This window comes from Octadecabacter sp. SW4 (assembly GCF_008065155.1).
GTDB lineage: Bacteria > Pseudomonadota > Alphaproteobacteria > Rhodobacterales > Rhodobacteraceae > SW4.
In genome coordinates this window covers 1,909,786-1,922,463 of record NZ_CP042819.1, presented here as the reverse complement: position 1 = coordinate 1,922,463, position 12,678 = coordinate 1,909,786, and the positions used below count along the sequence as shown (strand labels likewise).

Here is a 12,678-nt window from a genome sequence, read left to right as displayed (position 1 = left end):
TCGCGGGACGTATTATTGAACAGTCGTCAGGGCGCGAGTTCGGTGGTGATGTGCGATCTGCGTTCCAGTGTGCGGTGCACGGGGCATTTACTTGCGATTTCGAGCAGTTTTTGCCGCTGCATTTCACTAAGGTCGCCGGTCAGGGTGATCAGGCGCGCGAAGTTGTCGACCTTGGTGCCGGTCTGTGCGGCGGCGTCTTGGGCGTGGACCTTGTCATGGGTTACATCGACGCTCACGTGGGTCAGCGGCCAGCCCTTGCGCCGCGCATACATGCGGATCGTCATCGAGGTGCAGGCGCCAAGCCCCGCCCCAAGAAAACCATAGGGTGACATGCCGCGGTTGGTGCCGCCATAAGCCAGCGGTTCATCGGCCAGCATATGGTGGTGCGGGCCGTTCTGGACGTCTTGCAGGAAACCGTCTGGGTCTGCCTCGGAGATGCGCAGCACCCCCTCGGGCGCGCCGATCGGTGGGGCGGGCGCCTTGAGATCAAGGTAGCGTTGTGACCAGCTGGCGATCACCTCGGCGGCGTATTCAGCGTCTTCGGGGTTGGTGATCAGGTGATCGGCGTCATCGAGTGTCACGAAGCTTTTGGGATGGCGCGCGGCAAGGAAGATTTCGGATGCGTTTTCGATCCCCACTGTGTCGTCGATCGGCGAGTGGAGGATGAGGAGTGCCGCCTTGAGCTTTGATATAGCAGGGAGAAGTTCGCCTTTGGATACATCGTCGATGAACTGCTGATCAATCTTGAAAGGCCGTCCCCCAAGGCTGACCTGCGCCACGCCGTGGGTCATGATCTCGGGCAGGGCATCGGCGAAGTTGTGGGTCACATGGGCGGGATCATCGGGCGCGCCGATGGTCACAACGGCCTTGATCCCCGCCATGTCAGGCGCGGCCTTGAGCACCGCGGCCCCACCCAGCGAATGACCGATCAATAGCCCCGGCGCCATGCCCCGTTCATCCAGAGCTGCACAGGCTGCCATGATATCCTGCACATTTGTGGTGAAGTTTGTGTTTGAAAATTCGCCCTTGGAATGGCCCAGCCCCGTGAAGTCGAACCGCAACACCGCGATCCCCATCGCCGCAAGGCGGCCTGATATGCGCCGCGCCGCCGGAATATCCTTGGAACAGGTAAAGCAATGGGCGAAAAGTGCGGTGGCCAGATGCGGCCCCTCGGGCAGGTCAAGGCGCGCGGCAAGGGTGTGGCCGGAATGGCCCTGAAAAGTAAGGCGTTCAGTGGGCATGATGGGTCTTTCGCTGATGTCCGCCCAAACTGGCGGCTGGTGCGGCGCAGGGCAAGACATGTGACGGCTGCGTCACGGGAAGGTGAGAGATGATGCGCGGGTTGGCCCGGATTTCTGTTGTGATCGGTGCGATCGTGTTGATCGCCAGTTTTGGTGGTGATCTGCACCCGATCGGGGATTCGCTTGCGGTGTTTCGTGTGGCGATCCTTGGGGCGGTGCTGTTCCTGGCGGTCACGGTCTGGCGCTGGCGTATTGCGCAGGGGGCGATTGCGATCAGTCTGGTTTTGCTTGGATCAACCCTTGCCCAAGGGATGCCCGACAGGTTGGAGCAGCCTGCCGATCTGGTGCTGTATCAGAAGAACCTGCTGTATCTGACAACTGACAGGGCGGGTTTTGTTGAGGATGTGATCGGCTCGGGTGCGGATTTTGTGACTCTGCAGGAGGTGAGCCCTGCAAACCGATATCTGCTGGACGAATTGCGCGACGCCTATCCTTATCAACTGCCCTGCGACCTGCGCTCGCGTGGTGGCGTCGCGGTGTTGTCGCGTTGGCCCACGGTGGGCGAGGACTGTTTTCGCCGTCGGGGTCTTGTGGCGGGCGTGTTTGATCGTGACGGCGTGCAGGTGCGGGTCATCGGCGTGCATCTGCCCTGGCCCTGGCCCAGGCGGCAGGCGGCGTTTGTCGAAACCATGTTGCCGGATTTTCAGGTCTTTCGCGGCGATGTGACGCTGGTGGGCGGGGATTTCAACATGGTGCCCGCCGGGCGGTCCATCGCGCGGGTGGCACGGGCCACGGGAACGCAGCGAGTGGGCCATATCGAGCGCACGTATCAAGTGCTGGGCTATCCGATTGCGATTGACCATGTTCTGGCCAGCGCAGGGATCACGGGCACGATCGAGGTGCGCCCGCGTCTTGGTTCGGATCATTTTGGTGTGCTGGCGCGGGTCGCCTTGCCCTAACGCCCCATCAATCCGTCATCGAACGGGTAGGTCGTGAGGTTTTCAAAGCCGTCTTCAGTGATCAGCACCTGATCTTCGAGCTTGATCGTGAAATCGCCGCCGACTTCGCCCACCGCCGCCTCGACACAAAGCGTCATGCCCGGTTGCAGGTCGTAATCAAACGCCCCTTCGACCATTTTGTCGGGGTAGGCGATCAGTGGCCATTCATCGCACAGCCCCACGCCATGCATCAGGCAGCCGTATTTTTGCGCCTGAAACTTGTCATCCAGCACGTGCGTGTTGCGCGACAGGTCTTGCATGTTCACGCCGGGGCGCAGCATGTCCATGTTGGTCTGGATGTGTTCGACCGCATGTTGCATGGCATAGATCATGTCGGGGCGGGGTTTGTTTGGCCCGATCCACCATGACCGGCTGATGTCGATGCAGATGCCGTAGGCGCCGATCAGGTCGGTGTCAAAGCTGATCACCTCGTTCTTTTGGGTCACGCGTGGGCCGCATTCCTGAAACCACGGGTTGGTCCGTGGGCCCGAGGCCAGCAGGCGGGTTTCGATCCATTCGCCGCCGCGGCGGATGTTCTCGGCGTGCAGCACCGCCCAGATATCGTCTTCGGTCGTGGTGCCGTTGCCGGCGTTTTCGCGCGCGAAATCCTCCATCAGCCGCACCGTCGTTTCACAGGCGTGATTGGCGCAGCGCATCGCCTTGATTTCGTCCGGTCCCTTGATGGAGCGGGCCTTCTCGGTGAGTTCCTCGCCCTCCATCACGTCGATCCCGGCGGCGATCAGGGCGCGGTAGCCCGGAACCATGATCTTGTCGACGGCAAGGCGCATGTTGCCGCCTGAATGCTCGCGGAGCAGGTCGATAACTTCGGGGACAAAAGCATCTGCGGCCTGATCGTTCCTGTCGCCGTTCGAAAAATAGAACATCGACGCGCCAGAGCGTTGTTCGCGCACCAGCGGGTTGAACGTGGAAAGAAAGGGCGAGTTCTTGTAATCCCAGATCACCATATAGCCATCGGCACAGACCAGCACGGCGCGAAACGGATTGTGGGAGTTCCACAGCTGCATGTTGGTGCTGTCGGTGGCGTAGCGGATATTGAGCGGGTCAAACATCAGCACGCCGCCATAGTCGCGATCGACCACATGCTGGGTCAGACGGGCGTGGCGGTAGGCGCGCATGGCTTGCAGGTCGGGCAGGTCCAGCCCCGCCGCCGCCCATTCCGCAAATGCAAGCGGGGTCGGGCCGATTTCGATCCGGTCGGCGTCATTGGGGGTATTGTCGCCAAGGGTTGCGCCACGGGTCGGGTCGATCTTGCGGGTATCGCGATAGTGGGTATTCATGGCGGTCCTCCCTGATGCAAACATGCTGGGGCGGGGATTTGGCTGTGTCAGGCCTGAAATCGACATTTGGGAGGTTCGTTTTTGACAAATCGCGATCTATTGCGCCCAATTTTGCAATCGGTGATGCCAGAAGACCTGCGCGAAGTGGCGGCGGCGCGGCTGCCAGCGATGCGCCCCGTCGATCTGGGGGATTGGCTGCGGGTCGATGATGCCTACGCGGCGCAACTGGCGCTCAAGGCGGATTTGATTGCCGCGCGGCGGGCTGATGTGATCGCGGTGCGTGACGGGGCAGGGGCCGCGTTGGACGAACTGCTGCGCTATGTTCTGGCGCATTTACCGGATGGGTTTGCCGTATCGGGTGATGCGGTCACGCGCCCGGACGGGGTGACGGTTGCAGTTGATCGGGATGATCCGTTGTTGACCCTGTCGCAGATCGTGCAGGAAGACCTGTGTATCTTGCAAAAGCAGGGCGATGAACATGTGCTGACGGCGGCGCTTTTGTGTTTCCCGTCAAGCTGGACGCTGGCGCAAAAGATCGGCAAGCCTTTGGGGGCAATCCATGTGCCGGTTGCGCAATACGACGACAATATCGCGCGCCGTGTGCAGCGGTTGTTTGACGGGGTGCAAGTGGGGCGGCCCCTGTGGCGCGCCAATTTCCTGCGTTATGATGATGCCGCCCTGTTTCAGCCACGGCGCGAAGACGATCCGCGCCCCGTGGGTGGCCCCGATGCACGGTTTGAACGCAGCGAACGGCAAACGGTGCTGCGCCTGCCTGACACCGGCGCGGTGGTGTTTTCGATCCATGTGACGGTGGTGGCACTCTGACTGACCGGGCTGTTTGGCGGCAAAGTCGGCATGCATAAAAAAGGCGCCCACAACGGGGCGCCTGGTGTTTTGACATGCCTCAAGATTAGCCGCTGCTTGGCGGGATAACGATGCCGCCAACCACAGTCAGACAAACGCACCAAGCACCTGAGCCCCGATTTCGCTCTGTGTTACCCCGGCAAGAGTTCCCGCCAAAGCCATCGCGCGCGATGTGAAGCCCATGCTTTCACCGCCCAAGGCGCTATAGGTCAGAACTGCGGCGCCGACCGGCAGCGAGAATGCGAGCACAGCCGCATTCATGGAATGTATCGCCAAACGGTGCACAAGCGGCTGTGCATATTTTGGTTCAGGCATTTGCGACTCAGGCGGGTAAAGCGCGACACGCAATCTGGTTCGTTCCGCCCAATCCATCTGGTCCGCCGCGCCGCGCAATGCGCGTGCATCCATTGACCGCTTGCCGGCCATGTCCGCGGCAACGCAGGGGTGTGTCGGGCGCACCTTGGGCGTTGGTTCGTGCTGCCGTCGCGCAAAATGCCGCGCGAATTCTGAAAGTCGATGTAGCCTGTCCGCGGCCTGTTCATCGGCACCCTTGATTGTGGGTCCGTGGTCCTCACGCTTTGCCAATTCGGCCTCATAGCGGGCCGAAAGTTCCGGAAGCACATCGTCGGGATCCCGGCGCGCAGACCGCGCTAGAGGTGATGTTTCAAGGGCAGGTGCCGCATCGGCCCCTTCTTGCGAGGCCGCCGATTGAAGCACGGGCCAAATCTTTTCGAGGACGGAATCGTATACATCCTCGGTGAACACTTCGTCCAATTCGATCAGCAGGAACTGATCTGGGGGGTGATGTGCCTCGACCCTGTCAACGAGGCCCTGGCACATATCTGCCCGCCTTTCGAAAAGGGTGCCCGCGTCAGAGGGCTCCGGGCTTGACCCGACAGCAAACACCAGGCTTTCGGCATAATTCTGGAACACTGCGAGATCTGGGAATTCCTTTCGGAAATCGCAGTATGCAAGACAGATTCGCAATCCAGTCAGGTCGAACACGACAAAATCATCGTATTGGGTCGATACACGAACATCCAGATGTGGATTGTCACGCAGCGAGGCTTCAAGTTCCGCTACGAGGGCCTGAAAGTTCAGGTTCGAGGGGTTGGCGTAGCACAATGCCGCAATCGTACTGTTGGGAATACCAGACATGATTTGTCCTCCTGACAACAGTTCCAGCAACATTGAACAAGAAATTATGGTGATAATTTGAGCCAATTGTGCTCTTGGCAGCAACAATTAGGGCAGGATTGTCTTAATTCACGCACCGAAGGCGGGTTATCGTCGCGATTGTTGATCCGGTTCAGCCGTAGATCCACCGTCTGAAACGAGTCAGGGCGCCCCCGAAGAGACGCCCTGAACTGCAAATCAGGTGCCGGGTTAGCAGCTGTAATACATCTTGTATTCGATCGGGTGGGGCGTGTGCTCGTAGGCGTAAACCTCTTCCCACTTCAGACCCATGTAACCTTCGAGCTGGCCTTTGGTGAAGACGTTGCCTGCCAGCAGGAAGTCGTGATCAGCCTCAAGTGCCTCAAGAGCTTCGCGCAGCGACCCGCAAACGGTCGGGATTTCGGCGAGCTCTTCGGGTGGCAGATCATACAGATCCTTGTCCGATGCCGCGCCCGGGTCGATCTTGTTCTTGATGCCGTCAAGGCCTGCCATCAGCAAGGCAGCAAAGCACAGGTAAGGGTTTGCTGCCGGATCGGGGAAACGGGCTTCGACGCGCTTGGCCTTGGGGGATTCAGACCACGGAATGCGCACGCAGCCCGACCGGTTGCGGGCCGAATAGGCGCGCAGCACGGGGGCTTCAAAGCCGGGGATCAGGCGCTTGTAGGAGTTGGTCGCCGGGTTGGTGATCGCGTTCAGCGCTTTGGCGTGCTTCAGGATACCACCGATGAAATACAGCGCCTCTTGCGACAGGTCGGCGTATTTGTCGCCTGCAAACAGGGGCTTGCCGTCTTTCCAGATCGACATATTCACGTGCATCCCGGTGCCGTTGTCGCCGGAGATCGGCTTGGGCATGAAAGTCGCGGATTTGCCATAGGCCTGGGCGACGTTGTGGATGACGTATTTGTATTTCTGCAGCTCGTCTGCCTGATGGGTCAGCGTGCCGAAAATCAGGCCCAACTCGTGCTGGCAAGACGCCACTTCATGGTGGTGCTTGTCGACGTTCATCCCCATCCGCTTCATGGTGGACAGCATTTCGGAACGGATGTCCTGCGCATCATCAATCGGGTTCACGGGGAAGTAGCCGCCCTTGACGCCGGGACGGTGGCCGGTGTTGCCCATTTCGTATTGGGTATCGGTATTCCATGCAGCGTCGATGGCATCGACCTCGTAGGATACCTTGTTCGAGGTCACGGCAAAGCGCACATCGTCAAACAGGAAGAACTCCGCTTCGGGACCGCAGTAGAACGTATCGCCGATACCTGTGGATTTCAGATAGGCTTCGGCCTTTTCGGCGGTGCCGCGCGGGTCACGATCATAGGGTTCCAGGGTGTCGGGTTCGACCACAGTGCAGTGAATGCAAACGGTTTTTTCCGCATAAAACGGGTCGACATAGGCGCTGGATGCATCAGGGATCAGTTTCATGTCGGACTGGTCGATGGATTTCCAACCGGCGATCGAGGAGCCGTCAAACATGAAGCCTTCTTCGAGGAAATCCTCGTCGACTTCATCCTTGATCAGCGTCACGTGCTGCAGTTTGCCTTTGGGGTCGGTAAAGCGGATATCGACGTATTCGATGTCCTCGTCTTTGATCATCTTGATCAGGTCAGCGTTGTTCATTTGGGTCAGTCCCCTTGGATAGGTTTGGGTTGCGGGTTAAAGCGCGTCTTCGCCCGATTCCGATGTCCGGATGCGAATGGCTTGTTCGATGGTGGAAACGAAAATCTTGCCGTCCCCGATTTTGTCGGTCTTGGCCGCGCCGATGATGGCCTCGATAGCGGCGTCGACCTGATCGTCGGCCAATACCACTTCAAGTTTCACCTTGGGCAGGAAATCCACGACGTATTCGGCGCCGCGATACAGTTCGGTGTGGCCCTTCTGGCGCCCGAAACCCTTGACTTCGACAACCGAAAGCCCTTGCACGCCCACCTCTTGCAAGGCTTCCTTGACCTCGTCGAGCTTGAAAGGCTTGATGATCGCTTCGATCTTTTTCATGGCGCGCGACTCCCGATATGCTTGCGTTACTGGCGAAAGATCACTTCCCGAAGGGCGGCACAATTGACTAGGGTCGGGGGAGGGGCGCGACATTTGGTGAAATCCGCCTCGTGCCTAAAAAATGTGCAGATCGCCCGTCAAATACGCAGAATTGAATCGCGGAGTGTTTAAGAAATGACCGACTTGCTGAGCGCTGCCCAAATGCGCGCCATTGAACAGGCCGCAATCGCATCGGGGTCCGTGACGGGGCTGGAGCTGATGGAGCGGGCTGGGCGCGGGGTCGTGGACGCCGTGTTCGAAGAATGGCCGGAACTGGCCGCCACATCGCACCGCGCGGTGATCTTGTGCGGGCCGGGAAATAATGGCGGCGACGGGTTTGTCGTGGCGCGGTTGCTCAAGGAATGGGGCTGGGAGGTTGCGGTGTATCTTTACGGGGACGCAGCGAAACTGCCGCCCGATGCGCGGGTGAATTATGAGCGGTGGTGCGAGATGGGCGAGGTTCAATCCCTGAAGGCATCAACTTGGGAGGACACACCTTTCCCTGGTATTTGCGATCTCGTGATCGACGCGCTGTTTGGGACGGGCCTTGCGCGGGAGGTGGAGCTACCCCTGTCCACCCTGTCCTGTATGCCTGAGGTGGGGCAAACACATCGCTCCTTGTCGGTCGATCTTCCATCCGGGTATTGCAGTGACAGCGGAGTTCCGTTGGGTGACGGTCCAAATGTCGTCAAAGCGGATCTGACCGTATCCTTTCATACCTTGAAGTTGGGACATGTCCTTGCAGCGGGATCAGTTGCCTGCGGGAAATCGGTTGTAAAATCCATTGGCTTGGAGGGCAGCCCGGCACTGCAGCAGGGCGATGTGGTCAAGCTGGTCGAGAAGCCTCAAGGGCTGGGAAAAGGGGATCAGGGGCATAAATATGCCCACGGCCACGCCCTGATCCTGTCGGGGACGCAGGGCAGAACCGGTGCGGCCCGCTTGGCCGCCCGTGGTGCGTTGCGGATCGGGGCAGGGCTGGTGACGGTGGGTGCGCCGTCTGATGCGCTGGCGGAATCTGCGGCGCAATTGACCGCCGTGATGCTGACAGGGGTGCAGGACGGCAATGCTTTGGCGCATGTGCTGCGGGATGATCGAATCAATGCGCTTTGTCTGGGGCCGGGATTGGGGGTGGCGCGCGCGGCGGATCTGGTAGCGGTGGCGCTGGGCGGGGTGAAACCACGCCCGACGGTGTTGGACGCCGATGCGCTGACGGCGCTGGCAGCGGATGCGGCACTGTTTGGCGGGCTGCATGACACCTCTATCCTCACCCCCCACGCGGGCGAATTCGCACGGCTGTTTCCCGATATCGCGGAAAAGCTGAACGCACCCGCGACGACCGGCCCCGCTTATTCCAAGGTGGATGCGACCCGCGAAGCCGCCAAACGCGCGGGCTGTGTGGTGCTGTTCAAGGGCGCGGATACGGTGATTGCCGACCCGGGCGGGCGATGCAGCATTCATTCGGCCGCTTACGCGCGCGCCGCCCCCTGGCTGGCCACAGCCGGGTCGGGGGATGTGCTGGCCGGGTTCATCACCGGATTGCTGGCGCGCGGTTTTGCACCGATGGAGGCGGCAACGACAGCCGCATGGCTGCATGCGGAGTGTGCGCTGTCCTTTGGTGCGGGCTTGATTGCGGAGGATATCGCCGAGGAACTACCGCATGTTTTCAAAGCGTTGGAGCTCTGACTTCATCTTGGCAAGAAAACTCTCGCCGAAGGCAAAACGCCGCCCCCAGGGCGGCGAATTGAGCGAAAAATTCAAGGAATTCAGTGCGGTGTGGTCGCAACTTCAAGTCCGTCCGCGTAGATGATATGCGGGCGGTCAAAGACCAGTTCGTGCAGTTTCACGCGGCGTTTGGCGCCTTCGCTGACAAATTCGCCGTCGATCAGACGACGGGCGGGCACGGTTATTTCCGCCTTGCCAAACAGCGCTTCGGCGCGCCAGTCGCGGATATGAACCAGGGCTTCGGGAGATAAGGTCATGTCGCGGTCGGGGCGGGTATGGCCCAGCGATCCGGCCTTGATGTGGATCGGTGCGATGTCGGCGGTTTTTGTTTCGATGCTCAGCAGAACAGCCATGCCGCTGTCGCGGGTAATCACGCGATCACCGATCGTCAGGTGTTCCACCGGAATTTCGCCGTCCAGTGTCATCACGGTTGTGCCGGATATCAGGCCGGTGAGGCCCGTTGTATTGACAGGCGCGATTGTCTTTGTGTCTTCAAATCCCAGATGCATGGCGTTTTCTCGCTCTCAGTGATTTTGTCTGCCTCAACGTTGCAACAGATTATGGCAAGAAAACGTTACTGTCGTGCCTTTTTGGTGTGATTGCGGGGCAACATGCTGTCCTGTGACCAAAATGACTCCGTGACCGGTCGGGCAAAACCCCGTAGAGTCAAAGACATAATAAAAACGGGGCCGGGCAGGCTGAACCGACATGGCAAAATTCGATTTCTGGGCGCTGGGCGAAGCCTCGGTCACCGTGTCCGGTGGCGGGCAGCTTGATGGCGTGACGCAGGGCGATGGGTCGCACCTGATGGGGTTGTCGATCACCCTGACATCGAACAACTGGGAAAGCATCGCCGTCAAGGGCAACAACACGAACTTTGATGACAATGGCACCCAGCAAAAGCTGGACGGGGACCAGACCTTTGACGGGGTAAGTTACAGCAAAAACACCGATATCGAAGCCGAATACCAGATGACCCTGCGCGATCCCGCCACGGGGATCGAATATCAGGCGATCGCGGTCAACTTTCAAAATTCCTCGCCCAGCTACGCCACGATCGAGGGGATCGCCTTTATTGATACCTTTCCGCCGGTCGGGGTTGCGCTGACGGTGGTCGCCACCGCCGAGGGGCCGGGGGATTATGGTCAGCCTTCGGTTGCGGCGGGGGATCTGGCGATCCCGTGCTTTACGCCGGGCACCATGATCGACACGCCGGATGGCCCGCGCGCGGTGCAGGAACTGGCGGCGGGCGATCTGGTCACAACGCTGGATCACGGGGCCCAGCCCCTGCGCTGGGTGGGGCATGCGCCGGTCAGCAGTCTGCGCATGGCCTTGCATCCCGAACTCTGCCCGATCCGGATCAAGGCGCATGCCTTCGGGTGCAATCACCCGAACCGCGATATGCTGGTGTCACCGCAGCACCGTATCCTGATCGAGGGCTGGCGCGCCGAGATGCTGTTTGGCGAACCGCAGGTGCTGGTCGCAGCCAAGCATCTGATCAATGACACGACGGTCCGCCGGGCAGGGGTTGCGATGACAACCTACATCCATCTGCAATGTGACGCCCACGAGGTGCTGATCTCGGACGGGTTGGCGACCGAAAGCTTCAATCCCGGTCCTGTCAGCGTGGCCGCAATGCCTGACGCCAGCCGGGCAGAATTGCAGCTTCTGTTTCCCGATTGCGATTTGCTGACCCGCGCGCCGCTCTCGGCGGCCCGCCCGCTTCTGGGGCGACGCGACGCTGCGCTGCTTATCGCCTGAATTGCGGTCTTTTCCTCTCGCATCCTGCGCGCGCCTTTGCTAAGAGCGGCGCAAGTTTGGGGTGGGCGGTGCCTGCCCCTTAAAGATATGCGGGTGTGGCGGAATTGGTAGACGCACCAGATTTAGGTTCTGGCGCCGCGAGGCGTGGGGGTTCGAGTCCCTTCACCCGCACCAGAGAGATAGAAAAGGACGATAACATGCAGGTCACCGAGACCCTGAACGAAGGCCTCAAGCGCGGCTACACGATCACCGTAACCGCTGCCGAGCTGGAAACGAAAGTCAGCGACAAGCTGAAAGAAGCCCAGCCCGAAATCGAGATGAAGGGGTTTCGCAAGGGCAAGGTGCCTATGGCCCTGCTGAAAAAGCAATTCGGCCCGCGTATCCTTGGCGAAGCGATGCAGGAAAGCATTGATGGCGCCATGAACGAACATCTGGAAAAGTCGGGCGACCGCCCCGCGGCCCAGCCCGAAATGAAGATGACCAACGAGGACTGGAAAGAGGGCGACGATGTTGTCGTTGACGTGTCCTATGAAACCCTGCCCGCCGTGCCGGACGTCGATTTTGGCAAGATCAAGCTGGAACGCATGGTCGTCAAGGCGGACGAGGCTTCGGTCAAGGAAGCGTTGGAAAATCTGGCCGAGACCGTCAAGAACTTCGAGGACCGCAAGAAGGGGTCCAAGGCGAAGGACGGCGATCAGGTTGTGATCGATTTCCTTGGCAAGGTGGATGGCGAGCCCTTTGAGGGTGGCGCGGCCGAAGATTATCCGCTGACCCTTGGCTCCAATTCCTTCATCCCCGGTTTTGAAGAACAACTGGTTGGCGTGAAAGAAGGCGACGAAAAGAACGTCGAAGTGTCGTTCCCCGAGGAATATCAGGCCGAGCATCTGGCCGGCAAAGCCGCCGTGTTCGAATGCAAGATCAAGGCCGTGAAAGAGCCCAAGGCGGCCGAGGTCAACGACGAGATGGCCAAGCAGTTCGGGGCCGAGGATCTGGCCGCGCTGAAGGTGCAGATCGCCGAGCGTCTGGAAACCGAATACACCGGCGCCGCCCGCGCGGTCACCAAGCGCGCCCTGCTGGATGCGCTGGACAAGGCCGTCAAGTTTGAACTGCCCCCGTCGCTGGTGGAGGCCGAAGCGGGCCAGATTGCCCACCAGCTGTGGCACGAGGAAAACCCCGACGTGCAGGGCCATGACCACCCCGAGATCGAAACCACCAAAGAGCACACCAAACTGGCGGAACGCCGCGTGAAGCTGGGCCTATTGCTCGCTGAAATCGGCCAGAAGGCCGAAGTGCAGGTGACGGATGCCGAAATGACGCAGGCGATCATGAATCAGGCGCGTCAGTATCCCGGTCAGGAACGCCAGTTCTTTGATTTCGTGCAGCAGAACCAGCAGATGCAGCAGCAGATGCGCGCACCGATCTTTGAAGACAAGGTCGTGGATCACATCTTTGAGCAGGCCAAGGTGACCGACAAGGATGTCAGCAAGGACGATCTGCAAAAGGCTGTCGAGAAGCTCGAGGAAGAGTAACCCTCTCTCGCTTTGCAAGCATCGGGCCGCTCCTGAACGGGGGCGGCCTTTTTCGTTT

The 12,678-nt window shown here is 60.0% G+C and carries 11 protein-coding genes and 1 tRNA gene; 6 read left to right on the top strand and 6 right to left on the bottom strand.

The window, feature by feature from the left end; genetic code table 11:
* Positions 1-26: 26 nt before the first annotated feature.
* A complete protein-coding gene (locus tag FTO60_RS09490) occupies positions 27-1,241 on the bottom strand; it encodes a bifunctional alpha/beta hydrolase/OsmC family protein (RefSeq protein WP_148055733.1) in 1,215 nt (404 codons plus the stop codon).
* Between the two features lie 89 nt (positions 1,242-1,330).
* Here FTO60_RS09490 and FTO60_RS09485 point away from each other — a divergent pair, with 89 nt between their 5' ends.
* Positions 1,331-2,200, top strand: a complete 870-nt coding sequence (locus FTO60_RS09485) for an endonuclease/exonuclease/phosphatase family protein (RefSeq protein WP_148055732.1) — start codon at positions 1,331-1,333, stop codon at positions 2,198-2,200.
* Here the strand turns inward: FTO60_RS09485 and dddP are convergent.
* Positions 2,197-3,537 (bottom strand): dimethylsulfonioproprionate lyase DddP, encoded by a 1,341-nt coding sequence (gene dddP, locus FTO60_RS09480; RefSeq protein WP_148055731.1) that lies wholly within the window; start codon positions 3,535-3,537, stop codon positions 2,197-2,199. The genes FTO60_RS09485 and dddP overlap by 4 nt on opposite strands.
* A gap of 123 nt (positions 3,538-3,660) precedes the next feature.
* Here dddP and FTO60_RS09475 point away from each other — a divergent pair, with 123 nt between their 5' ends.
* Complete coding sequence (locus FTO60_RS09475) at positions 3,661-4,362, top strand: DUF3445 domain-containing protein (RefSeq protein WP_148055730.1); 702 nt, start codon at positions 3,661-3,663, stop codon at positions 4,360-4,362.
* A gap of 126 nt (positions 4,363-4,488) precedes the next feature.
* Here FTO60_RS09475 and FTO60_RS09470 read toward each other — a convergent pair whose 3' ends face one another.
* The 3 genes from FTO60_RS09470 to FTO60_RS09460 form a co-directional block, all read right to left on the bottom strand.
* A complete protein-coding gene (locus tag FTO60_RS09470; protein WP_148055729.1) occupies positions 4,489-5,559 on the bottom strand; it encodes a hypothetical protein in 1,071 nt (356 codons plus the stop codon).
* Positions 5,560-5,787: 228 nt separating this feature from the next.
* Positions 5,788-7,194 (bottom strand): type I glutamate--ammonia ligase, encoded by a 1,407-nt coding sequence (gene glnA, locus FTO60_RS09465; protein ID WP_148055728.1) that lies wholly within the window; start codon positions 7,192-7,194, stop codon positions 5,788-5,790.
* A 36-nt stretch (positions 7,195-7,230) separates the two neighbouring features.
* Complete coding sequence (locus FTO60_RS09460; RefSeq protein WP_148055727.1) at positions 7,231-7,569, bottom strand: P-II family nitrogen regulator; 339 nt, start codon at positions 7,567-7,569, stop codon at positions 7,231-7,233.
* Between the two features lie 174 nt (positions 7,570-7,743).
* Here FTO60_RS09460 and FTO60_RS09455 point away from each other — a divergent pair, with 174 nt between their 5' ends.
* A complete protein-coding gene (locus FTO60_RS09455) occupies positions 7,744-9,291 on the top strand; it encodes an NAD(P)H-hydrate dehydratase (protein WP_148055726.1) in 1,548 nt (515 codons plus the stop codon).
* 80 nt (positions 9,292-9,371) lie between these two features.
* On the opposite strand, the gene FTO60_RS09450 is transcribed toward FTO60_RS09455, so the two are convergent.
* Positions 9,372-9,839 carry a Hint domain-containing protein gene (locus FTO60_RS09450; protein WP_148055725.1) on the bottom strand — a complete coding sequence of 156 codons (468 nt, stop codon included), beginning with the start codon at positions 9,837-9,839 and terminating at the stop codon, positions 9,372-9,374.
* 199 nt (positions 9,840-10,038) lie between these two features.
* Here FTO60_RS09450 and FTO60_RS09445 point away from each other — a divergent pair, with 199 nt between their 5' ends.
* From FTO60_RS09445 to tig, 3 genes are all read left to right on the top strand, one after another.
* Positions 10,039-11,091 (top strand): Hint domain-containing protein, encoded by a 1,053-nt coding sequence (locus FTO60_RS09445; RefSeq protein ID WP_148055724.1) that lies wholly within the window; start codon positions 10,039-10,041, stop codon positions 11,089-11,091.
* 89 nt (positions 11,092-11,180) lie between these two features.
* Positions 11,181-11,265 (top strand) — tRNA-Leu (locus tag FTO60_RS09440).
* 23 nt (positions 11,266-11,288) lie between these two features.
* Entirely contained in the window at positions 11,289-12,620 is a 1,332-nt protein-coding gene (gene tig / locus FTO60_RS09435) for a trigger factor (RefSeq protein WP_148055723.1), read from the top strand.
* Positions 12,621-12,678 lie beyond the last annotated feature (58 nt).